The organism is Enterovibrio sp. FF113, assembly GCF_041439165.1.
Lineage (GTDB): Bacteria > Pseudomonadota > Gammaproteobacteria > Enterobacterales > Vibrionaceae > Enterovibrio > Enterovibrio norvegicus_A.
This window is the reverse complement of sequence record NZ_JBGONO010000015.1, coordinates 78,614-102,365: the sequence shown is the minus strand read 5'-3', so window position 1 is coordinate 102,365 and position 23,752 is coordinate 78,614. Positions and strand designations below refer to the sequence as shown.

Below are 23,752 nucleotides of genomic sequence, written 5' to 3'. Positions count from 1 at the left end.
AGCCCCTCAATGGAAAAAATTGGACATTTGATCAACGGTGAATTGCGCGAAGACTGCACAGACACACAGTGGGTCTACAACCCAGCCACAGGTGAAGCGATCAGAGAATTGCTGTTGGCGCCAGATGCACTCACCAATGAAGCTGTCGAGATCGCCAAAGCCGCTTTTCCCGCGTGGCGCGATCAGCCCGCAATTAAACGTGCACGTATCATGTTCCGTTACAAGCAGTTGCTTGAAGAAAACAAAGATGAAATCTGCAAACTCATCGGCGAAGAACATGGGAAAATTGCGCATGACGCCATGGGCGAGTTGCAACGCGGCATCGAAAATGTGGAATACGCTTGCTCCGCCACTGAATTGCTCAAAGGCGAGTTCAGCAAAAATGTAGGCCCAGCTATTGATTCTTGGTCGGAACATCAGCCACTTGGCGTTGTAGCGGGAATTACACCGTTTAACTTCCCTGCCATGGTTCCGCTTTGGATGTTCCCAATGGCACTGGTGTGTGGGAATTGCTTCATTCTCAAGCCCTCCGAAAAAGACCCAAGCACCTCATTGTTCATCGCTAAACTGCTCAAAGAAGCGGGACTTCCTGATGGCGTGATGCAGGTCATTCAAGGTGGAAAATCAGTGGTTGATGGCTTACTCACCAACGATGGCATTGAAGCGGTTAGCTTTGTCGGCAGCACACCAATTGCAAAATACATTTATGAAAAAGCCAGCCAGAATGGTAAGCGCTGTCAGGCACTGGGTGGCGCGAAAAACCACGCCATTGTGATGCCAGACTGCGACCTCGAAAACGCAGCCAATCAATTGGTTGGCGCAGCTTACGGATCATGCGGCGAGCGCTGCATGGCATTGTCAGTTGCGGTCGCAGTTGGCGCCGAAACAGCAGACAAATTGGCTGCCTTGCTCACGCCTAAACTCGCCAAGCTTCGCGTTGGCGCGTTTTACGATAATGACAATGACTTTGGGCCTTTGATCAGCCGTGAGCACAAGCAAAAAGTAGAAGGATATATTTCTTCTGCGGAAAACGACGGCGCAACCATTGTTGTCGACGGCAGAAACCCATTTATTGAAGGCTACGCAAGTGGTTATTTTGTCGGCCCAACACTCATTGATAACGTCCTACCGACCATGACGAGCTATCAAGAAGAAATCTTTGGCCCTGTTCTGCAAATTGTCCGCGTGGACACCATGCAAGAAGCCATGGCGTTAATTGATAGCCATATCTACGGCAATGGCACCTGCATTTTCACCCGTGACGGTGAGGCGGCGCGGTATTTTTCAGACAACATCAAGGTCGGTATGGTGGGCATCAATGTACCGCTGCCCGTCCCTGTTGCTTACCACAGCTTTGGCGGATGGAAACAATCCTTATTTGGGGACTTGCACGCCTATGGACCTGATGCCGTGAAGTTTTATACACGCAGAAAAACCATTACCCAGCGTTGGCCATCGGCGAACGTTCGAGAAGGCGCGGTGTTTTCAATGCCAACCCTTTGATCGTTTCGTCCGCCGTTTAGCCCGATAGCCCGATAGCCATCAGGAAAGGTCACGTCCCTCGTCCGTATGGCAAGGAGTGTAGCGGTTGAGACGTTTAAAAAAGGCAACGCCCTAGGTCTCGATGACCTAGGGCGTTTTTCTTTGTGCTGTAAACACAACACTTGTGCGTGTGACACCATGTTGGCGAATAAAACCGCAGGCAATTGAGAGCACTGACTTCGTAAATGATTTGTTAATGAATGGATAAAATTGAGATCGAGATCTCGGAACGGATTTAGGTTACCGGTAACACTATTGCAACGTTACCGGTAACATCAGTAACAAGCCGGCCAAAAAACGATCAGTGGAAACGCTGTTATTTGTCAACGTGGAACCCATAAGGATACCTCTGAAATGAAAGTGCTATCTAAAGCTTTGTTAGCTGCCACCCTCACCGGACTCTTTTCAGCATCAGCGTTAGCCGCTGATTTTACGTTAAAAATTCAATCATCTGACCCATCAGGGGACCTCAACTATAAGCTTCAGCAAGAGTGGGCTGAAAGAGTCGAACTGATGTCTAACGGCAGAATAGACATAGATCTTCTGCCTGTCGGCTCTATTGTTAAGCATACTGAAACATTAAGCTCTATCAAGCTGGGGATCATCGACGGTCACGTGACAGCAACAGGTTACTTCTCCGGCAAAGATCCTGCGTTTGGTTTGATTGGCAACATGGTTGGCGCATGGTCAGACACCACGCAACTGCTGCAGTACATGAACTACGGCGGCGGTAATGAACTGATGACCGAACTTTACGCCCCTTATGGCGTGAAATTCATTGGCGCATCCACCACGGGCGTTGAATCCTTCATCTCTAAAAAGCCACTTAATGGCGTTGACGATTTGAAAGGCCTTAAGCTGCGTGCACCGGAAGGCTTAGTTCAACAAGTCTTCGCAGCAGCAGGCGCAACGCCGGTTAACTTACCCGGCTCTGAAGTCTTCACTGGCCTTAGCAAGGGCGTTATCGACGCCGCGGACTACACCGTATTTTCCACTAACCAAAAAGCGGGCATGAACGATATTGCTACCCACCCTGTGCAACCCGGCTTCCATTCACTGCCACTTATCGACATTTCAATTTCTCAGAAGAAATGGGATGCCATGCCTGCTGATCTGCAAGAGATCTTGACTACCTCGGTCAGAGACTTCTCTTACGACATCACCACGCAGCTAAAAATAGCTGACCAAGCGGCAGTCACCGAAGCGCAGAACAACCCAAACATCACCATTCACGATTGGTCTGGCGAAGAGCGTAAGAAATTCCGCGAAATCGCGAAGACCCAATGGAAAGTGTTTGCTGAACGCTCGCCAAATGCTCAGAAAGTTTATGACTCGGTCACACTGTTCCTGACATCTAACGGTTTGCTGTAACCCCCTTCGTTTGGATTCCCTTCCAACCATTGGATTTCAAGAGGGCTCACGCCCTCTTTATTCAGGACAAGATTGTTATGGATAATAAACTGGCCAAGGCTGAAGCCAGCCACCATGAAGACGAGCCGCGCAATTTTTTAGACAGAGCCATTATTCGTGTCGGCGACGCGCTCAGCGTGCTGTTTATCGTCACCGCGTTGATCTCGTTTTACGAAGTCATCATGCGCTACGCCTTTAACGCGCCCACGACTTGGGTGCATGAAACGGCCTCGTTTATTGGTGGGTCTTTGTTCATCATCGGTGGCATTTATGCTTTTGCGGCCAACAAGCACGTTCGCGTCGTGCTGATCTACGACGCCGTATCACCTCGAAAACGCCAATACCTCAACATCGTCCACCACATTATTGGGCTCGCTTTCGCTGGCATGCTGACTTATTCCGCCTACCTCACCGCCAACGAATCTTGGTTTGCACCGTGGGGAGACCTTCGCCTTGAGACATCAGGTTCGGTGCTAAACGCCCCTTACCCTGCGCTGCTCAAAGGGCTTATTTTCGTCGTACTCTGCATTTTGGTGATTCAGTTTACGCTGCACCTCATTCAAGAAATCACCCGTTTTAGGAAGTCGAAAGATGTTTGATTTATCGGCAATCGGCCTCGGTTGGGGCAGTATTCTCATGCTGGCAATGATGGTCGCTCTCCTGCTCACTGGCATGCAACTGGCCTTCGTGACTGGCTTTGTCGCCTTGTTTTTCACCTTAGGTTGGTTTGGCCCTGATGCGCTGCCTTTGATTGCTAGCCGCACCTACAGTTTTGTTTCAGGTTATGTGTTTCTCGCTGTCCCCATGTTTGTCTTGATGGCTTCAATCTTAGATCGGTCAGGGATTGCCAAAGATTTGTTCAATGCCATGCGGATCATTGGTCGTCGTGTTCGTGGCGGCGTGGCGGTTCAAACTCTGCTTGTTGCCGTGATTCTGGCTTCGATGAGCGGTGTCATTGGCGGCGAAACCGTCCTACTCGGCATTCTCGCGCTGCCTCAAATGCTGCGATTAGGCTACAACCGCAAGCTCGCCATTGGTACAACCTGCGCGGGCGGCGCACTCGGCACCATGCTGCCCCCCAGTATCGTACTCATCATTTATGGCATGACCGCGAGTGTCTCCATCGGTGATTTGTTCAAAGCATCGTTCTTGCCTGCCCTGTTGCTGGCAAGTTTCTACATCGCTTATGTGTTGATCCGCTGTTATTTAGACCCGTCACTTGCGCCCGATACCATTCCGTCTGATGCGGAAGAAGAGGAGGAAATCAGCTACATGAAGGCGCTGTTTTTCCCGCTACTCTCTGTTGCGGTAGTGCTGGGCAGTATCTATTCCGGTATCGCGTCGGTCACAGAAGCCTCGGCACTCGGCGTTATCGGCATCATGGCGAGTGCGGCAATTCGTGGTGAACTCAACTACAGCATGCTCAAAGACAGTGCCGTCGCAACCATGCGTACGTGCGGCATGATCATTTGGATAGGCATCGGAGCCAGTGCCTTAGTCGGCATTTACAATCTGATGGGCGGCATCGATTTTGTCGGTGATGTGATCTTCTCCCTCAGTGGCGGTGGTGCGCTTTCCACGCTTCTGATCATGATGCTGATTTTGCTGGTACTGGGCATGTTCCTCGATTGGGTTGGTGTTGCTTTGCTCACGATGCCGATCTTCGTGCCCATGATCACCGAGCTGGGTTATGACCCGATTTGGTTTGGCGTGGTGTTCTGTTTAAACATGCAGGTTTCTTTCCTGTCACCCCCGTTTGGGCCCGCGGCGTTTTACCTTAAATCCGTTGCACCAAAAGACATCAGTCTAGGCGAAATCTTCAGTTCGCTGCTGCCATTTATCGCGCTTCAGATCCTTGTGCTGGGCTTAACCATCGCCTTTCCGCAACTCGCTATGTGGTGGAAATGATGCCGTTTCTAACCGGTCACTCGGTGACTTTTTTGTGCCTTCCGCATTGATAAAGGCAAGAGGATAACGATTGTAATGAAACCTAAGAAAATCTTATTCATGGGCGTTTCAGGCTCAGGGAAAAGCCTCATTGGTAGCCTGATTGCACAAAAACTGGCTATTCCCTTTTATGATGGTGATGACTTCCACCCTGAGGAAAACGTCAAAAAAATGCGTCAGGGTATTCCGCTAAGTGATGCCGACAGACACGGTTGGCTAACCACATTGAACCAATTATTCATCGACAATGATGAGCTGGTTGTTGCTTGCTCTGCACTGAAAAAAACCTATCGCGACACTTTGCGCCTCAACAACGATGACATGACAATTGTGTACCTCAGAGGAGATTTCGACACCATTTGGTCTCGCCACCAAAAGCGTACCGATCATTACTTCAACGGCGAAGAAATGCTGCGCAGCCAATTTGAAACCTTGGTTGAACCCACGGCAGATGAGGCCGTTTTTATTGACGTTTCACATCAATCGGAAGACGTAGTAGATCAAGTGATCCTCGCACTAGGAGGCGCTAGCAATGAGTCAGTCTGATATTCCATGATTGGCCTTGGCGTGATGTGCCAAGAGAAGAAGTTGAGTTCTAGCAACCGGTGCTCACACGGCGGCACAGTGTTATTGCCCTAAGTACCTCATATTCGTAAACAACCTAAAGATGCTTGGGTATAAACGAGCCACTCACAACAAAATGGTGAGCGGAATAGCGCGAAGGTGTAACATCAACGACCACGATATGTGAAAGGATGCGATTAGAATTTCATTATGGCGAGTAAGAAAAAAAGACCGACACTTCAAGATATCGCCGACCAAGTTGGCGTAACAAAAATGACAGTGAGCCGCTGTCTTCGCGACCCGTCACAGGTATCAGAAGCGCTGAAAGACAAGATTGAAACGGCGGTCGAAGCGCTTGGCTACATTCCTAATCGTGCCCCTGATATTCTTTCCAATGCAAAAAGTAACGCCATTGGTGTGCTCGTGCCTTCTTTGACTAATCAGGTGTTTGCTGAAGTCATTCGCGGCATCGAATCGGTGACCGCGCCCGCTGGCTATCAAACCATGATTGCTCACTACGGTTACAGCGCTGAACTCGAAGAGCAAAGTATTGCTTCACTGCTTTCTTACAACGTTGACGCCATCATTCTTTCGCAAACCACGCACACAGACAAATCGAGGAAGATGCTCGAAACCGCCTCTATTCCTGTGGTCGAAATCATGGACTCCATTTCTCCCTGCATTGAACAAGCCGTCGGATTTGATAACGGTGCAGCAGCCAAAGCCATGACACAGGCCATGCTGGACAAAGGATGCAAGCAAATTGCCTATTTCGCCGCACGCATGGATCAGCGTACGCAACTGAAAATGGCGGGTTATCTCGACGCCATGAATGCCAGCGGATTAGTGCCCATTACCTTGCAAACAGAGGAAGCCTCTTCGTTTACCTTAGGGTCAACCTTGCTCAAGGAGTTGGTCGCAAACCACCCTGATGTCGATGGCATATTTTGTACCAACGATGATTTAGCGATCGGCGCGCTCTTTGAGTGCCAACGCCGTGATATTCGTATTCCCGAAGACATTGCCATCGCAGGCTTTCACGGCTTGGATATCAGCCGAGCAATGCTGCCTAGACTGGCGACGGTCGTCACGCCAAGGGAAGATGTAGGACGCGTCGCTGCCGAGCAATTGCTCAATCGCCTAAAAGGCAACGAAGATTGGAAACCGTCTATCGACCTTGGTTACCAAATAGAGATCGGTGAAAGCCTCTGATCTATCGTCATGAATCCTTTATGAATCAGACTTCTATCCATTACTAACACTTTGCGAACCCTCCGCGATAATTTTGTGAGATTTGTTCGCTAGATTCTCCCTATCACTCCTGATCGCTTCGCGCAATTTGGAGCACTGATGTCAGGGAGATCAAGATGACAGTTTCACTTAATTCGGCGTTGTTTCCGCCATCACCAAAATCATTGCTAACGGGCAATGACAACATCTTCAATATTTCACCGCTGGCAAGTCTCGATGCCTTCGAGCTTCGAAAATTCATTGAGTTTGGTCGTGGCCCTCGAGAAAAGCCCTCGTTCAATACACTAAATAAAGCTTTCGAATATCACGCCGAGAATACACCCCATGCCATTGCCGCTATGCATGGCAATCGCTCTATTTCTTATCAAACCCTTAATCACAGCGCTGAACAGCTCGCAACATTTCTCCAGCAACGTGGGGTTAGACCTGGCGACTCCGTCGGCCTTTTCCTTACTCGGTCAATACCTATGTTGATTGGTTTGATGGCATGCCTAAAAATTGGCGCCAATTATGTGCCCCAGCACGCTGGCGTCGCCCCACACCCTCAGCTCGAACATATCGTTGACACTGCACGCATTAAGATCGTACTGACACTTTCTCAACACCTAAAAGACCTCCCTACACTCAACGGTTGTGCGGTAATTGAGCTGGATAATCTATTAAAATCAGAAGAGTTTTGCTCTTTAGACATAACAGGTAAACGCCCAACAAAGCCTCAGAACACCTGCTTTATTCTGTTTACCTCAGGCACGACTGGAAGACCCAACGGTGTGCAAGTTACGCATCAAAATGTCTGCAATATTGTGATGACTACACCGGGTAATCTTGGTGTCAAACCGGGCACACGCGTGGCGCAGATATTGAGTATTGCGTTTGATATGTCAGCGTGGGAAGTGTTTGTGGCACTGTGTCATGGCGGAACTTTGCTAATTCGGGACAAAATCATTGAGCACACCGCCATGAATGCCGACGTGATTGTCGCCACGCCATCGGTACTGAGTCAGATTGACCCTGAAAAGTGTCGTGATGTTAGTGTTGTTGCCGTTGCAGGTGAGCCCTGTCCTAAACCACTGGCAGATACTTGGGGCGCATTCTGCGATTTCTATAACTGTTGCGGGCCGACAGAAACCACCATCATCAATACCGCCAAACTTTACCGTCCTGGCGACTCACTGACCATTGGCAAACCTACCCCAAACAACACCGTGTATGTGCTAAATGAAAAACTCGAACCCTGCGCAATCGGCGACGTGGGTGAAATGTGGGCGGGCGGTGTTTGCGTAACGAAAGGGTATCTCGCTAACGCTGAACTCAGTCAATCACGATATCGTGCGGATCCTTTTTTAGGCGATGGACATGTGATGTTCAGAACACGAGACCTTGGCAGATGGACGCCAGATGGTGAACTTGAACACTATGGCCGCACCGACGATCAAGTGAAAGTGAAAGGGTTTCGCGTGGAGCTTGATGCTGTCTCAGCCATGATTGAGCAACTGCCTAGTTGTCGCTTGGCCGTCACCCTAAAAGCAGACACTGACCACCTCGTTTCCTTCGTTGTTCCTGCCAATGTTGACGAACAAGAAGCGATAAACCACGTTGCTGAAAACCTTCCCTATTATTGCGTGCCTGTGCGTGTCATGGCCCTCGATGCGCTGCCATTAACGCCACGTGGGAAAGTGGATAAACGCGAACTAAAGGCGCTTTATGACCAGTTTCACAACAACGTTAAGTCCCACAAGACAGGAGAGGAATAACCCATGATGGCTCCTTACTCTCATTCCCATTCTGAGTTACCTGCCAAGCAGGGTTTACTGCAACGCATGTGGAAATATCCCGCACTGGAACATTACGTTCGCTTAATCATCTTGGTGTCTGTGATCAATCTAGGTTGGCTGATCTATGGTGTCACGCAGGGACAATGGTTTTTTACAAGCCAGATTGATCTCTCAAGCCTCAGCAACATGGTGATCAGTAACTTCTTCGTTGCAATACTGATTCGACAACAGTACATCATCAATTTACTGTTCTGGCTTGCGACACGCGCCCCCGTCACTTGGCCGCTTTCTGTTCGTTGGCATCTAGGCAAAATCTATCATCACGGCGGTCTTCATAGTGGCTGTGCGGTAAACGGTTCGTTATGGTTTGCGCTTTTCACTGGTGCGCTGATTTATCAACGCAATCAAGCCCCTTCATCCGTCTCATCCACCAGCCTGTATAGCACAATGGCGATTGTTGGCTTATTGGTGGTGATCATCGCGATGGCCATGCCCAATATTCGGAAGAAGTTTCACAATGCCTTCGAGCGGACACACCGTTTTGCCGGGTGGTCAATCCTCATCTTGTTTTGGGTGCAGGCATTCGCGGTTGCGGCGGACAGCAAACCCGAGTTAACTCCATTGGCTCGCATGCTGCAAACACCATCTATGTGGCTCATCAGCATCATGACATTCAGCATACTGTTACCGTGGTTACGCCTCCGTAAAGTGCCTGTTTCTATCACGACGCCCTCACGCCATGTCGCGCTGCTGAAGTTCAATTACGGCGTCACCCCGTTTGCGGGCTCTTCAATGGCAATAAGCCGCTCTCCACTTTCTGAATGGCACCACTTTGCCAATGTACCTTCGCCAACTGAACCCGGTTATCGCTTGACCGTATCCCGCGCTGGTGACTGGACGGGGAAACTGATTGACGACAAACCGAGTCACCTATGGGTGAAAGGCATCCCGACCGCGGGTGTCGCAAACATCGAAGTACTGTTCAAACGCGTGGTGTATATCGCTACGGGCAGCGGTATTGGCCCTTGTATACCACATTTGTTAGCACAAAAATTGCCGATTCAGCTGGTGTGGTCAACGCGTGACCCTCGCAAAACCTATGGTGATGAATTGGTCGACGAAATTCTTGCCGCACAACCCGATGCACTGATCTGGGATACCGATAAGCAAGGTAAGCCTGACATGGTGCAATTGGCTTATGCTGCCTACGAAGCGTTTGATGCAGAAGCAGTTATTTGCATTTCCAATCAAAAACTTACACGTCAAGTTGTGTTCGGTTTAGAAAGCCGTGGCATACCTGCTTTTGGCGCCATCTGGGACAGTTAAGGACATGAATATGCTTATTAAAACCACCATGGACCAAGGCGTTGTTGTCATCCGCCTAAATCGTCCAGAGAAACGTAACGCGCTCAACTCAGCGTTGATGCAAGAACTCACGGCAACACTCTCGGAATATGACACTAATCCCGACGTGGGCTGTTTTGTTATCACAGGCTCTGAACAGATCTTCGCGGCAGGCGCAGACATCAGCGAAATGGCAAACAAGAACTACCAAGAAATGGCTGAATGCGATTATTTTGCGGGTTGGGAAGCTATCGACCGAATTCGTACTCCCATCATTGCGGCGGTTTCGGGTTATGCATTAGGCGGCGGTTGTGAGCTTGCGATGATGTGCGACACCATTTTTGCGGCCGATTCAGCGCTATTTGGTCAACCTGAGCTCACCATTGGCGTCATTCCGGGCATGGGTGGCTCTCAGCGCCTGACCAAACTGGTCGGAAAAGCCAAAGCCATGGACATGATATTAACAGGCAGAATGATGGACGCGACAGAAGCTGAACGTGCAGGGCTGGTGTCTCGTGTCGTGCCTGAACACCAACTGCTGCGAGAAACCATGGATGCGGCACACACTATCGCCAGTTACAGCAAACCTGCTGTTGTTCTGGCAAAAGAATGCGTTGTAAATGCAGAGAAGTTGCCCGTGAGCGAAGGGGTACGCTTTGAGCGTCGAGTTTTCCACAGTTTGTTCGCGACTCACGACCAAAAAGAAGGAATGAAAGCGTTTATTGCTAAACGTAAACCCAATTTTATTGGTCAATAACACGCAATCATTGCCGACCCAACACATTGAACAGATTTCTGGGGAGCTGCGATCAATCGAACGCCAGCCCCCCAATTACTTCTTTTACCCTAAAGTCGCTAAAACACACGTCGTACCCTATATAGCTGATATGACACTGTTTACAACAAAGTGTCTTAACTTGGACAACTTTTCCTTCTCACTCCTCATAGAATTACCTTCCGTGGATGAGTCACCATCATCCATTTTTAATGGCCATTCTGAAAATGGTCATGACAAAAAGGACGATGTGATGAGTGATGCCAACAAGCCTAGCGATGAGGAAGAAACGGATAAAGGGGAACAATCCGCCGCCGTAAACAGCGCGCGTCGCTTCACTTATTACCTGATCGCGTTAGCATTGGTCATTTGGTTCTATACCTTGTGGGCTGACCGCGTGACGCCTATGACCAGCCATGGCAGAGTCAACGGGCAGCTTATTCGCATTAGCCCTCAGGTCTCAGGCCCCATTTCGAGCATTTCGGTGGTTAACAATGCCGAGGTCAAACGCAATCAAGCCTTGCTTGCTATTGAAAAGAGTCCGTTTCAATTAAACGTAGAATCCGCGCGGTTAGCACTTCAACAAGCCTCGCAATCCGTCAATGCCGATTCTGCGGCTGTAGACGCAGCCAAAGCCACGCAAGTCGCGGCTCGCGTCAAACTCGCCAATGCAAAACAACATGCTGAACGCAACACGACTCTCGCGCGTCGAGGCGTGGTCAGCCAAGCCACGCTTGATGACAGCCTATCGGCACTGAATACCGCCAGAGCCAATCTTGCAGAAGCCACCGCAGCATTTGCCAGAGCGCAGGAAGCATTAGGTCCGAAAGGTGAAAATAACCCTCAGGTTAAATCAGCGCTGAACAAACTCGATCAAGCACTGCTCGACCTGTCTTATACCGACATCAATGCCCCTGCCGCTGGTGTCATCACCAATATCAACCTAACAGCCGGTGATTATGCGGCGACAGGACACCCTCTACTGACCTACATCAATAACAATCATTTCTGGCTAACCGCCATGGTGCGTGAAAATTCGCTGGTCTATATCCAAAAAGGCACCATCGTGAAGATTGTCTTTGATGCCTATCCCGGTGAAATTTTTCACGGCGAAGTCACTTCGATTGGCTGGGGTAGCAGCGGCAATGGAAGCCTTCAAATCGATGGCAACAATGGCTTATTTGACTCGCCAGCAGGTATTCAACATGCACAGCGTTTCCCCGTGAATGTTCGTTTCTTTGACATTCCCGATGACGTTAATCTCCGATACGGCGGCCTTGCAACCGTCAGTTTTTATCCTAGTCAGTCTGAGTTTGGAGAAGCCTTGCTTGATTTGTGGACGTGGATTTGGAGCTACCTGAGCTATGTCTCGTAGTGGTGTATCCTAATCATGTTTAGACGCCCCGGTAATGCCATTATCCGTGTTGCGGTTTTTCCCGTTTTGCTCCTATTTTGGCAGCACGTGTTTGGCACAGAAATACCGCTATTAGGCCCTGCAATCTGTGCGGTGTTTTTATGTACTTCACACAAGCCGCCGCCACTGATGATGGTGATACTAATGGCTGTTGTGCTATTTATCACGGCATGGTTTCAGGCCAGTCTCAGTAATCTATTGCTCGACAATCCTATTGTTTATTACTGCATGCTGTTTGTGGTGTTCTATTGGTGCATGTTGCGCTGTCGAATTAATCCACAAGATTTACTGGCGACGCTACTGGTGGTTTCAACAGCAATGATTGCCGTGTTCTCCCGTCAAAAAGGGATAGACGTCACACAAGTGCCACTGGCGTTGATGGAGAATATTTTTATCGCTGGGTTTGTTGCCTATCTGGCGTATTTTCTTGTTCCGGGTGGCGACCCAATAGCGCCGACACCAACGCCACAGCCCTCGGAACCCAAACACACCGAAGTCTGGCATATCGTGGTGAAAGCCAGTGTGATTTTGCTGGTTTTGATCAGTTCTATCGCCCTCAATCTGGTGCAAAGCACCATCGTCACGATTACCGTTGCATTGATACTTAAAGATCCCGATCCGATCAGTGCGCATAGTTATGGTATTCGACGTTTTCTTGCCACTCTGGCTGGCTTTCTCTTCGCGTTGCCTGTGCTCATGATGAGTGTTTTGCAAACCAATCTGATTGGGAACATGGGTATTGTATTGACCTGTTCGCTCCTTATGGGCGTTCATGCCATGAATAAAAATGCCAGTTACAGCACGATTCAATTGCTCTATTCCGGATTTGTGGTCTTGGTGTATTACGGCATTACTCAGAATGCAGGCAGCGCTTTCATCGAGGATGGAAAGCGCCTTTTCTCGATCATGGGCGCGGTGATGTTAGGAATATTTGTATTGATATTGCTTCAGCCCAGATCCACAACAGTCACAACTGCCAAAACAAAAAAAGCGAGACGAGTGACTTAGAAGCGTGGGGGGCGATGTATTTGGCTGGCTTTATTTTCGCCCACGTTCATCTGCTTGCTCATTTTTCTCGTCACTACTGCCACTAGATGGATCAGTGTCTGATGCGCTAAATGAAGGCAACGGCTCAGCGCTTGCCGGATCGTCTGTCATCATCATAGGCATGGCACCGGTTTCATCTGCGCTCTCTCGCAAACTTCCATTCACTTTCGGCAACGATGAGGTCATTTGAGGTTCATCTTCGTCTTCCATGACTGTCGATAAAACAGCAGGAACGACGCGAATTTGGCTCGCCGTCGTATTGGCGATCGAAGACAGTTCAAAATAGACACTGAATCGGTTTGCTGCATCGTCCTCTTCAATATGCTCTAGCTGACTTTGATGAAGGCTCAATATGGCGTCAACAATTTTGGTTCCCATCCCTAATGAGCCAGAAGCGCTGCCTTTGGCAACATTATTAGACAATCGAAATCCCACACGGCGCGCGCCAACTTTGACAGCCTCAACCAAAATGGTTGAATGCTGAGGACTATGACGAACTGCATTTTCAAGCAGATTGTCGAATACACGATTGATCAGTTGCTCATCAGCGATGACTACGCATTGAATGTCAGCACTCACCACAATGTCGACCTGCTTACGTTTCGCTGACAATGAAAAACGTTGCTTGATATCTTTCAGCAAAAACGACACATCAATCTCTTGATATGAAAGAACAATTTTGGCTGTTGGGGAGCGAGCGGCATCAAGCTGCTCTTTAAGATGGCGCTGAAGTCGCTGTGCATTATGATACGCCGTATCGATCATGCCTCGCCCTTCATTGTGCTGTATGCGCCACGTTTCGAGATAACCCAGCACATTCGCCAACGGAGTTTTGAGGTCATGACTCAGTTGCACAAGATGCTCACGGCGCTGTGCTTCTTGAATTCGCAGTTGAATAAACTGTTGTTGTATCACGGCCATCATACGCCGATATTGCGCCGCGATTTCTTGCAACTCGGCAGCAGAAAACTGTAACGGCGGAGTGACGCGGAATTCAGAACTTGCCGCTTGCTCAATTTGATTCACCATGAGTCGCCCTGGAATGATGATATGGCGAAACACCAGGCGATAGACACACAAGGCAAAAAGCAAAATTGCCACCAAAGCAGCAAATATCACTGGGGCATACAACAACAAGGATTCTGGATCCATCAACACGCCACGATGCGAACTGCCAATCACCACGTACAAGTAACCGGCTACGTTGCCGCCCACATCGATTTGCGCTGCTGAAAATACGTTTTGGCCACCTTTTGACAAGGGGTCATTCCCCAGAATAGGAAAAGGTTGCTTTTGAAGAAATTGTTGAATCGGCGCAACATCAACCTTACGTCTTACAACGTCTTCAATCGGTGGGCCGGAGGTAGTGATATTGCCCTCTGGGTCAAGAAAGTAGATTTCAAAGTCAGGCCCCAGCAACATTAATGTATGGAAAATGGAGGAGAGTGCCTCAGTGCTGTAATCGTCACCCACCATCAGTGGGTTATCATCTCTCATGTGAACAGCCAGCTCGCTGTGAAGTGCCTGTTGTGCCCGGAATTCATTTTCTTTCCAAACAGACACACTCAAAAATGTCAGCAAGGCTGCGCTGATCAAAAACCACACTAAGGTAAATAACAGCAGACGGTGTTTGAACGTCAATATCCCACTCCATGACAGATTTTATCTTTTAGACTCATGCTGTCTGCACACACATGCCGACAGATATCACCACGCACAATGCCAGACCAATCACTAAGCCAAACCAAACCAAAAACAGGTTATAAGCGATGTAAGGTCGCCGCTTCTCGAAATTTATACCCGACACCCCATACAGTATGGATGTACTTCGGCATGTCTGGATCACGTTCCAATTTGCTTCGTAAACGATTCACTGCACAACAAACAGTATGACGGTATCCGTCATAGTCCGTGTTCCAAACACGGCTCAATAGCTCGTCTTTGCTGAATACTCGCTCTGGCCTTTTGGCTAAACAACAAAGTAGCGAAAATTCCGTAGGCGTAAGATCAATGGTTTTGCCACCTAACGTCACACTGTGTGTTTCGGGTGAAATCTCCAGATGATTGAACAACAAGGATCCGACACTTAGCTCATCGCTGACAGCATCCGTTTCTTCTGCTGGAATGTGATGCCACTGGTTGTGCACAGCAGCCCGACGCATTAATGCGCGTATTCTTGCCTGAAATTCAATCACGCTGAATGGCTTTGCTAAATAGTCATCAGCGCCCGATTCGAAACCTTCCACCATGTCGGATTCAGAGTCCATTGCCGTTAATATCAAAATGGGCACGCCATTGTGCTGGTGACGTAATTGCTGGCACAAGGTCATACCGTCGCCATCATCAAGGCCTCTATCTAATACCACGGCATCTATTTTTCTTTCGCTGAGGACGCGAAACCCTTCTTCCAATGACGTCCCTTTTACGACTTCATTGCCCATCACTTTTAGGTGCAGTGAAACCAGTTCGGCGATGTCTGCATCATCTTCTAGTACGAGTACAGTCTGCGACATATTGACTCCCTAAACCTTTTATTGAGGACACCATGTATGAACAAGGAACGCGCAAATAAATTTCATCCTTAAACCTGGAAATGAGGTATGTCTCGTGTAATTCTCCAAACTGAATGTGAATTCTTACAAATAAAACGCACGATTCATATTAGTGGGCATTTTAAGAAGAAAAATCAGAGACTTAATTACCAAACAACCGACAGAACACCGCGCAATTTGATTAGGGAGCGAATCAATTTGAGCATGAAATGTAATGTGGGTGCAGAAAATGTGATGCGTATTTGTTATGATTACAATCAATGCGTACATACTTTTCAATCTGTTAAACCATGTTTGAATGGTTTTCGTAACAGTACGCGAGCGTCATAAATGATTAGAGCTGTATTGATTAATGCAGCAGTTCATATGAGAGGGAACTTCCATGAATAAACTTTTAGCCACGTCATGCCTGCTGCTTTCAGCAATGCCAATGACCAGTTTCGCCGCAGAATGTGGCAAGGTCACCATCGCAGACATGAATTGGAGTTCTGCAACAGTTATCGCCAATATTGACCGCTTCATTCTTGCAAATGGTTATGACTGCGACGCAGAGTTAGTGCCGGGCGATACCATGCCAACCGGTACATCAATGATTGAAAAGGGCGAGCCAGACATTGCGCCAGAATTCTGGAGCAACTCACTAAAAGCGGCATTGGACAAAGGCGTTGAAGAAGGCCGATTACGTTTTGCGGGTAGCACACTATCTGAAGGTGGCGTAGAAGGTTTCTGGGTACCTAAGTTTCTTGTCGACAAAGACCCGAGCCTAGCCACGATTGAAGGCGTAAAAAACAACCCACTACTTTTCAAACACCCAGAAGATCCAACGAAAGGTGCATTTTATGGCTGTCCTGCTGGCTGGAACTGCCAGATTTCATCAGGCAACCTATTTAACGCATTGGGACTTGAAGACAAAGGTTTTGAATTGATTGATCCAGGTTCAGGCGCTGGTCTTTCTGGCTCTATTGCCAAAGCATATGAGCGCGGTCAAGGTTGGTTTGGTTACTACTGGGCGCCTACTGCTGTGCTTGGTAAATACGAAATGGTCAAAGTTGACTTCGGTTCAGGCATTGATGAAGAACACTTCAAAAGCTGTATTACAAGCGAAGAGTGTTTAGATCCCAAAGCGACCATGTACCCACCATCAGCGGTCGATACGGTGGTAACGGAAAGCTTTGCACAACGTGCCCCTGGTGCAATGAGCTACCTGGCTAATCGTTCATTCACCACCAATGAGCTAAACACTCTGCTGGCTTGGATGGAAGATAATCAAGCAGACGGTGAAATTGCCGGTGAATATTTCCTCGAAAATCATAGCGACATTTGGACTCAGTGGGTAACCCCTGACGTGGCAGCAAAAGTGAAAGCGGCACTGTAAGCGCGCATTCAACCAACGGGCTGATGCATTCAGCCCGTTTCTTCAATCACAAATAGTGTCATTGCTCTCACCCGCCTAACGTCTCATCAGTCTCAGTTAAAACACCGAGGCTAAAATCGTACCGGGTATATTCACTATATTTTACTAATAACAACTATACAGAGGATGCTGTACTGTTATGGCAGATAATTCTTGGTTAACGGAATTCCCGGAGATGGAACGCTCCGATCTTCTAACCATCCGAAAAACACTTGATGGTGCTTATCGCGAATTCTCACGAAACTATGGCGAAACCATCGAATCATTTTTCGACCCCCTTCTTCAATTTCTCATCTGGTTTGAAAAGCTACTACTCGGCACGCCGTGGTGGTTAATGATCGTTATTCTTGCTGGCGTCTCTTATCTTGCCAGCCGCTCATGGAAACTCGGCGTCAGTGTTATATTCGTCTTCCTCGCCATTGGTTACTTTGGCATGTGGGAAGATACGATGCGGACCATGAGTATCATACTGGTATGTACCATGCTGGCCATTGGACTCGGCATACCCATCGGTATCGCCATGGCCCGTTCAAATCGCATTCAATCTCTGGTCACCCCCCTACTTGATGTCATGCAAACCATGCCAGCATTTGTCTACTTGATCCCTGTCGTGATGTTGCTTGGCATTGGTAAAATTCCGGGCGTCATTGCCGTTATCATCTATGCGATTCCACCGGTTATACGCCTGACCAATCTCGGTATCCGACTCGTGGATAAAGAAGTGCTGGAAGCAGCAACAGCCTATGGCGCGAGTTCAACACAACGTTTGTTTGGTGTGCAGTTGCCCCTTGCCATGCCAACTATCATGGCAGGCATCAACCAAACCATTATGATGGCACTAGCGATGGTCGTTATCGCCTCAATGATCGGCGTAAAAGGCCTCGGCCAACCGGTACTGAAGTCTATTACTAACCAATACTTCACCCTCGGCTTAATCAACGGTCTTGCTATCGTTGCCTTGGCAATCATCTTTGACCGAGTGTCACAAAGCTATGCAAAACGTACTCAGCAGCATTTAAGTGGAGGTCATCATGAGTAAGTCCAGCACTACACCGCTGATTCAAATCAAAGGCCTTTACAAGATTTTTGGCAAGACACCAGAGAAACTGCTGCCAGACGTGAAAGCAGGCAAGTCCAAAGATGACATATTGGCTGCATCAGGACATACCGTAGGCCTGCAGCAAATTGACTTAGATATCGAACGAGGCGAAATCTTCGTGATTATGGGTCTGTCTGGCTCAGGTAAATCCACCCTCATTCGCCACTTCAACCGTCTGATAGACCCAACTGAAGGTCAAATCATTGTTGAAGGTGAAGACGTGATGAAGTTGGACGAGAAAGGCCTACAACATTTCCGCCGCCACAAAATGTCCATGGTGTTTCAACGATTTGGTTTGATGCCGCACCGCACCGTTTTGCAAAACGTAGCTTACGGTCTGCAAGTACAAGGTGTCAGTAAAGCAGAGCGTGACAATAAAGCGACCGAATGGCTTGAAACCGTTGGCCTTGCTGGCTACGAACAGCAGTACCCGTCACAGCTTTCGGGTGGCCAACAGCAGCGTGTTGGTCTCGCTCGCGCCTTGTGTACCGATGCAGAAATTCTATTGATGGATGAAGCCTTCTCTGCGCTTGACCCACTGATCCGTAGTGAAATGCAAGATCAGCTGATTGGTTTGCAAGAAAAGCTTCAAAAAACCATCATTTTCATCACGCATGATTTAGACGAAGCGCTTCGCTTGGGTGATCGCATTGCCATTTTACGCGACGGCAAGCTTATCCAACAGGGTCGCCCGGTTGATATCCTACTTAACCCAGCCGACGACTATGTTGAAGCTTTCGTCAAAGATGTGAATCGCGCTCGCGCACTGACCGTTGATACAGTGATGCAACCACAAAGCCTTCGTATTAGCACCGAAACCATTGGTGAAGCCCTCGCGCAAATGCGTCAAGCAAAAGTGCAGCACGGCTACTACATGAACGATGAAGGTTACCAAGGCGCATTATGCAGAGAGCGTTTGGAATCATTCGATTCATCACGTCATGGCGATGCTATTGATGACAAAGTGCTTGAAACGGTTCCAGGGATTCAATCAGACGCCCTGATAGAACAAGTTATCCCTGATACCATTGAGCATGAACTTCCACTACCCGTGCTTGATGAAGACGGTGAACTTCAAGGCCAGCTTTCTCGCGCTAGCGTGGTAGAGGTCTTGACTGATCAGCAAAGCAACGAAGAGAACACCGTAGATAAGGCTGAGGGCACAGACAAAAAGAAACCCGATGAGGAAAGAGTATCAGCCTAATTTTTCTCGCTTAAAGACTACGTGACTCATCGTCATCCAATCAATGCGCTTCATCTCGAAGCGCATTTTGTTTATCTTCCACATTTTTAAATCCCTGTCAGCTCACCAATAACCAACGAACTCTTCGCTATACTAGTTACATGTTTTCATTCTTGAGACGATATTGTGTTCGCGACCAATAGCAAAAACTCATACGCTCACAGCGCCTTTGGCCTTAAGCTCGCGACGATTAACTTGTTTAATTTTATCGAGCCACCTGGTGCCTTTTATGAGTTCAGTAACATCTACAGCGAAGATCAATGGCGACAAAAGCGCATGTGGCTTAATCGCTACATTGGCAGCTACCAGCCTGACATCATTGCGTTTCAGGAAGTGTTTAGCGCATCAGCACTCAAAGCACTGCTTGAACCGCTGGGATATCGATTTTTTTCCGTGGTGGATGAGCCTGAGCCAATCAATTCCGTCAACGATTACGTGTATAAAAGCCCGGTTGTTTGCCTTGCTTCGCGTTATCCCATATTGAGTGCCTTACCCATGCATGCTGATCCTGTGGTGTCAGAAAAACTGGGTATGAAAAAGGACTTCGAATATAGCCGCCTCCCCCTGTGTGCGACGCTCGAACTCCCTTCTCTCGGTCAAACGGATATTTACGTAGTGCACTTGAAATCCAAACGCCCAACCATGGAAGAAGACGACGAAAGTAAAGCTAAAGAGAAAACGCTTCATGATTCTATGCAGGCAGAAATTGCTGGATCTTGGGCATCATCAATTCAACGTGGTTCAGAAGTTTGTCAATTGATGGCATCCATCATTCAACGTCGCTTTCAAACCAATAATCCCGCGATTGTCATGGGTGATTTTAACGATGATTTGAATTCAGAGGTATTGCGCGCTTTTCATGTCACCGGCTTACGTTCAATTACGGAAGATATGGCGGATATGCCGCTGTCACACTATCAGCTTCATGATAGCTGGGATCTCTTTATCAAAAACACCGGTGAAACAGGCCTTGAACGCCCTAGCACGCACTATTTTCACGCAAAAGGTTCAGTGCTTGACTACATTCTGCTTTCCAACGAATTTAACAGCAGCGATCCGGCCAGCCTTGCAGAAGTTGGCGATTTTCATTGTGAAGACAGCCACCTCATTAACCCAAAGTTCGATCAAGATGCTTACAGCAGTGATCATGCCATTGTCAGTGTCACCATCGGTTTGCGCAGATAATCAAACATCGCGTTAGGAAAAAACAATTCGCTATTTATTCGCGACGCTCTCTAATCTGACGTAGTTTTAATAGAATAGTCTCAACAAAGAGACATTCTTTGTAGCTACTTATGCCGGAGAGCGCTCGCATGTTTCACACCTTACTATCGGCTCAACCACGACTCAAACCTTTGGGACTATCCACTTTAGCTTTTTTGTTATTTGCCATCACATTCTCTACGACTGCGCTCGCCGAGAAAAATGCGCCCAAGGAAATTGTGATTGTGAGCGAAGCATGGGAAGACGCCACAGAGAAAGACGGGACGGGTCTTTACTTCGACATCATGCGCAAAGTTTTTGAGCCTCTGGGATACAACGTTAAGACCCTAACGACGACCTATTCGCGCAGCATTTACTTAGTTCAAACCCAAAAAATGCATGCGTTTCTTGGTTCTTACATCGATGAACAAGAAAAAGTGCTTTATCCCTATTGGCATTTTGATGCCGAGCAAGTCTCAGCGGTTTACAAGGCTTCTGTTATTCCCAAATGGACAGGTGAAGAATCACTAAAGGGAAAGACGGTAGGATGGGTTAAAGGTTATGACTACAACGAATACATCACCACGTCAGTGAACGTGAGAGAAGTAAAATCACGCCGTCAGGGCTTAACCATGGTGTACTCAGACAGACTGGACGTACTCATCGACGCACGCTCTGAAATTGAAGAAGAATTCGAACAAGGCTACATAGACCGAAATGCGTTTGCAGTGTCGAACGTGACAGATTTAAAACTCTATCCAGCATTTACGAACACGACGGAAGGTGAAGAACTGCGAATGCTTTATGATCAGCGGTTTGAGGTATTGTTAAAATCAGGGGAATTACAGGCTATGTTTGATGAATATGAATGGGACTACTTCCCTTTTCAAACTCAGTAGCTGCGAGGCATAAGTCCCCCGACGCACCATTTTAAAGGGCTTGCCACTTATAAAGCCAACAATGGCATAAAATCAACACGTTAAAACATCCAAAACAAAAACGCCGCTAAACAGCGGCGTTTTTATCGAATTTTTGACTAACGATTATCAGTGACGTCGTGATAATCACCATCAATAGTTTGACCTTGATGACGCTGTTTAGGGCCATAAGGCGTTTGCTCAATGGGCTGTTCATGCTTTTGCTGGTACAAATTCGCTTGTTCCGCTTGAACTTTGCGTAGCTTTTTCATGATGAAAGGTTTGGCGATCAAAGCGCTAATTGAAACGATCAAACCAAACACCGCAGCAAACATTAACGTAAAGAAGCCTAAAATAAGCGTCACCACACCGATCAGGATTTGTCTCATGTAAATTCCCCGTGGATTAAAATCGAGTTGGCTTCAATACCATTAAAATGCGCCTCTCGCGCTCAATTTTCAAGGGTACTTTACAGATATTTACACTCTCGCCTTCCTATCCTTGCTCTACTGTCATACCAATAACTCAATGTGTCTCAATCATCGCTTTGATTTCATTCACTAATAACGGTACATTTTGCCACAACACGAAATGCCCTTCATTGTTAAGCATTTTCAAACTGGCGTTAGGTAAACGTTGTTTTGCGAAGTAGGCGTTCCCCGGATCAGCCAGATCGTCGTCTGCTCCATGAACCAAAACAATAGGCATAGTTAACGACGTCCAATCCTGTGCAGCAAGTTTCTCTAGCTCATGTTCCAATACCATCATCTCGGCATTGGAGCGCAACATGTCGTCAGGAACTAGCCACGTTGCCAATAGTGTGTCGGCGATATAGTTATACCACTTTGGTGATTCCAGCTTTGGATCAAACGCCGACGCAATCAGCAATAAGCTATCAACATGTTCCGGCGCGAGTAGCGCTAATTGCAACGCTATTGGTCCGCCTAATGAATGCCCAACAAGCAAGGTATTCTTGTTATCTTGAAGCAAAGGCAACAAGGATTCGGCTTGCTTTTTCAAGCTAGTCTCAACCGGCATTGAAGATTGGCCAAAACCCAGCCTGTCCACAGAGACCAGTTCGATTTGCTGTAAAGAAGGATGATTTAAATAATCGTCATACGCTTCTTTGCTACCCGGTGAGCCATGAATAAATATCACACGATGCGCAGACAAAGGGTTGCCCGCTGTCTTTTGAGGTACATGGGCATTGTCTGACGTTCGTTTTGGCACACTTTTGTGATCTACCTGGTCTGCTTGAGCATAGGTCGACGAACACATCATCAAGCCGATCAGCGCCAACATCCTTTTTTTCATTAAGTCTTTGTCCTTCTCTTGCTTGTCTTCCAAGCGCATAAATAAGTGTTCTAAGAATAGACCGCTAACCCCAATATTCGATTCCATCGGGCCGAAACTAATATGTGCCGAAAAGGAGACTTTACACATCCGCTTGCTTTTGAGACAGATTGGCAATGCCATCAAATGTAACCTGTTGCTATGTATCAATAAGCATAATGTCAGTAAGAGGATGTTTGACATGAAAGCCTTCAAAATAACAAAGAAGTCAGTAAGTCTTGTCAGTGTGATTGCCATAGCATTCGCTCTAAGCGCATGCTCAACAACACGCCATGATCAGCTTGCCAATTTGGGCTTCGCAACGCCTTATTTAGAAGGCTATGACGATGGGTGTCACAGCAAAGTTACCGCTGCAAAAACGATTAAAGATGGCTTTCGCAAAGACCCTGAACGTATGTTTAAAGAAGAAAGGTATGCTGAAGGCTGGGAAGATGGCTATGAGCAATGTTACGTGGTCAACAAATCATTCTACTGACAAAGTAAAAATCCTGCTCTTTGCAGGATTTTAGATATATATCATTCGTTTATCGTGTGTAGATCATGACATCAATGATCGCGCGGGATCACAATCGATCGTTGTATCTCGTTGCCATTTTCTAGCATGGCCGTAAACACGCCTGTACGCGTGAATGGGGCTTCAGTCATGACAAATACCCTCCCATTTTCTGGTGTAACATACTCTCCCAACGAGCCTGATAAAGTGACCGTCGCGCCTTCAACTGGCGCACCATTTTGTAGCACCTGAACCCAAGCGCCCTGACCGACAGCAGTGACACGCATATCCACGTCATCGTTCATCGTACCAGCGAAAGCTGTCGACGAAGCAGCAAGCATACTCATCGCGATTAGTACTTTCTTCATGGTGACCTCTCTATGATTGTATAAATGTATCTCGATACAAA

At 47.8% G+C, this 23,752-nt stretch carries 22 protein-coding genes; 17 read left to right on the top strand and 5 right to left on the bottom strand.

Annotation, left to right across the window (positions count from 1 at the left end; all coding sequences use genetic code 11):
• The first annotated feature begins 9 nt into the window (after nt 1-9).
• The 11 genes from ACED36_RS13595 to ACED36_RS13545 all read left to right on the top strand — a co-directional run bounded on the left by ACED36_RS13595 (nt 10) and on the right by ACED36_RS13545 (nt 13,030).
• Complete coding sequence (locus ACED36_RS13595) at nt 10-1,503, top strand: CoA-acylating methylmalonate-semialdehyde dehydrogenase (RefSeq protein ID WP_371733426.1); 1,494 nt, start codon at nt 10-12, stop codon at nt 1,501-1,503.
• A 393-nt stretch (nt 1,504-1,896) separates the two neighbouring features.
• On the top strand, nt 1,897-2,913 hold the full coding sequence (locus ACED36_RS13590; protein ID WP_017003322.1) for a TRAP transporter substrate-binding protein: 1,017 nt from the start codon (nt 1,897-1,899) through the stop codon (nt 2,911-2,913).
• A gap of 77 nt (nt 2,914-2,990) precedes the next feature.
• Nucleotides 2,991-3,551: a TRAP transporter small permease subunit gene (locus ACED36_RS13585; RefSeq protein ID WP_371733425.1), complete on the top strand. Its 561-nt coding sequence runs from the start codon at nt 2,991-2,993 to the stop codon at nt 3,549-3,551.
• Nucleotides 3,544-4,860, top strand: a complete 1,317-nt coding sequence (locus ACED36_RS13580) for a TRAP transporter large permease subunit (RefSeq protein ID WP_016960443.1) — start codon at nt 3,544-3,546, stop codon at nt 4,858-4,860. The genes ACED36_RS13585 and ACED36_RS13580 overlap by 8 nt, the downstream gene beginning before the upstream one ends.
• Before the next feature lie 75 nt (nt 4,861-4,935).
• Entirely contained in the window at nt 4,936-5,445 is a 510-nt protein-coding gene (locus ACED36_RS13575) for a gluconokinase (RefSeq protein WP_016960442.1), read from the top strand.
• Nucleotides 5,446-5,673: 228 nt separating this feature from the next.
• Nucleotides 5,674-6,675 carry a gluconate operon transcriptional repressor GntR gene (gene gntR, locus ACED36_RS13570; protein ID WP_016960441.1) on the top strand — a complete coding sequence of 334 codons (1,002 nt, stop codon included), beginning with the start codon at nt 5,674-5,676 and terminating at the stop codon, nt 6,673-6,675.
• Nucleotides 6,676-6,830: 155 nt separating this feature from the next.
• On the top strand, nt 6,831-8,468 hold the full coding sequence (locus ACED36_RS13565) for an amino acid adenylation domain-containing protein (RefSeq protein WP_017003321.1): 1,638 nt from the start codon (nt 6,831-6,833) through the stop codon (nt 8,466-8,468).
• Between the two features lie 3 nt (nt 8,469-8,471).
• Nucleotides 8,472-9,815 carry a hypothetical protein gene (locus ACED36_RS13560; RefSeq protein WP_017003320.1) on the top strand — a complete coding sequence of 448 codons (1,344 nt, stop codon included), beginning with the start codon at nt 8,472-8,474 and terminating at the stop codon, nt 9,813-9,815.
• 10 nt (nt 9,816-9,825) lie between these two features.
• Entirely contained in the window at nt 9,826-10,590 is a 765-nt protein-coding gene (locus ACED36_RS13555) for an enoyl-CoA hydratase (RefSeq protein ID WP_016960438.1), read from the top strand.
• A 271-nt stretch (nt 10,591-10,861) separates the two neighbouring features.
• Nucleotides 10,862-11,983, top strand: a complete 1,122-nt coding sequence (locus ACED36_RS13550; RefSeq protein WP_029486469.1) for an HlyD family secretion protein — start codon at nt 10,862-10,864, stop codon at nt 11,981-11,983.
• A 15-nt stretch (nt 11,984-11,998) separates the two neighbouring features.
• Nucleotides 11,999-13,030 (top strand): DUF2955 domain-containing protein, encoded by a 1,032-nt coding sequence (locus ACED36_RS13545; protein WP_016960436.1) that lies wholly within the window; start codon nt 11,999-12,001, stop codon nt 13,028-13,030.
• 30 nt (nt 13,031-13,060) lie between these two features.
• Here the strand turns inward: ACED36_RS13545 and ACED36_RS13540 are convergent, their stop codons facing one another.
• Both ACED36_RS13540 and ACED36_RS13535 read right to left on the bottom strand, forming a co-directional pair.
• Nucleotides 13,061-14,710 carry a sensor histidine kinase gene (locus ACED36_RS13540; protein ID WP_371733423.1) on the bottom strand — a complete coding sequence of 550 codons (1,650 nt, stop codon included), beginning with the start codon at nt 14,708-14,710 and terminating at the stop codon, nt 13,061-13,063.
• A 119-nt stretch (nt 14,711-14,829) separates the two neighbouring features.
• On the bottom strand, nt 14,830-15,582 hold the full coding sequence (locus ACED36_RS13535; protein WP_016960434.1) for a response regulator transcription factor: 753 nt from the start codon (nt 15,580-15,582) through the stop codon (nt 14,830-14,832).
• A gap of 421 nt (nt 15,583-16,003) precedes the next feature.
• Between ACED36_RS13535 and ACED36_RS13530 the strand changes: the two genes are divergently transcribed.
• The 5 genes from ACED36_RS13530 to ACED36_RS13510 all read left to right on the top strand — a co-directional run bounded on the left by ACED36_RS13530 (nt 16,004) and on the right by ACED36_RS13510 (nt 21,479).
• Nucleotides 16,004-16,996, top strand: a complete 993-nt coding sequence (locus ACED36_RS13530; protein ID WP_016960433.1) for an ABC transporter substrate-binding protein — start codon at nt 16,004-16,006, stop codon at nt 16,994-16,996.
• A 178-nt stretch (nt 16,997-17,174) separates the two neighbouring features.
• On the top strand, nt 17,175-18,074 hold the full coding sequence (locus ACED36_RS13525; RefSeq protein ID WP_026023853.1) for a proline/glycine betaine ABC transporter permease: 900 nt from the start codon (nt 17,175-17,177) through the stop codon (nt 18,072-18,074).
• Entirely contained in the window at nt 18,067-19,338 is a 1,272-nt protein-coding gene (locus tag ACED36_RS13520; protein WP_016960431.1) for a glycine betaine/L-proline ABC transporter ATP-binding protein, read from the top strand. Before ACED36_RS13525 ends, ACED36_RS13520 begins: the two co-directional genes overlap by 8 nt.
• Before the next feature lie 234 nt (nt 19,339-19,572).
• Nucleotides 19,573-20,562 carry an endonuclease/exonuclease/phosphatase family protein gene (locus tag ACED36_RS13515; protein ID WP_371733422.1) on the top strand — a complete coding sequence of 330 codons (990 nt, stop codon included), beginning with the start codon at nt 19,573-19,575 and terminating at the stop codon, nt 20,560-20,562.
• Nucleotides 20,563-20,825: 263 nt separating this feature from the next.
• Nucleotides 20,826-21,479 carry a substrate-binding periplasmic protein gene (locus tag ACED36_RS13510; RefSeq protein ID WP_371733421.1) on the top strand — a complete coding sequence of 218 codons (654 nt, stop codon included), beginning with the start codon at nt 20,826-20,828 and terminating at the stop codon, nt 21,477-21,479.
• A 137-nt stretch (nt 21,480-21,616) separates the two neighbouring features.
• Here the strand turns inward: ACED36_RS13510 and ACED36_RS13505 are convergent, their stop codons facing one another.
• Nucleotides 21,617-21,886, bottom strand: a complete 270-nt coding sequence (locus ACED36_RS13505; RefSeq protein ID WP_016960427.1) for a hypothetical protein — start codon at nt 21,884-21,886, stop codon at nt 21,617-21,619.
• 136 nt (nt 21,887-22,022) lie between these two features.
• Entirely contained in the window at nt 22,023-22,850 is an 828-nt protein-coding gene (locus ACED36_RS13500) for an alpha/beta fold hydrolase (RefSeq protein ID WP_017005795.1), read from the bottom strand.
• Nucleotides 22,851-23,031: 181 nt separating this feature from the next.
• Here ACED36_RS13500 and ACED36_RS13495 point away from each other — a divergent pair, with 181 nt between their 5' ends.
• The gene (locus tag ACED36_RS13495) at nt 23,032-23,325 is read left to right on the top strand and encodes a hypothetical protein (protein WP_016960425.1); all 294 of its coding nucleotides are present in this window, start codon (nt 23,032-23,034) and stop codon (nt 23,323-23,325) included.
• Between the two features lie 71 nt (nt 23,326-23,396).
• Here the strand turns inward: ACED36_RS13495 and ACED36_RS13490 are convergent, their stop codons facing one another.
• Nucleotides 23,397-23,711, bottom strand: coding sequence for a hypothetical protein (locus tag ACED36_RS13490; RefSeq protein WP_017005796.1), 315 nt, complete (start codon nt 23,709-23,711; stop codon nt 23,397-23,399).
• Between the last annotated feature and the right edge of the window lie 41 nt (nt 23,712-23,752).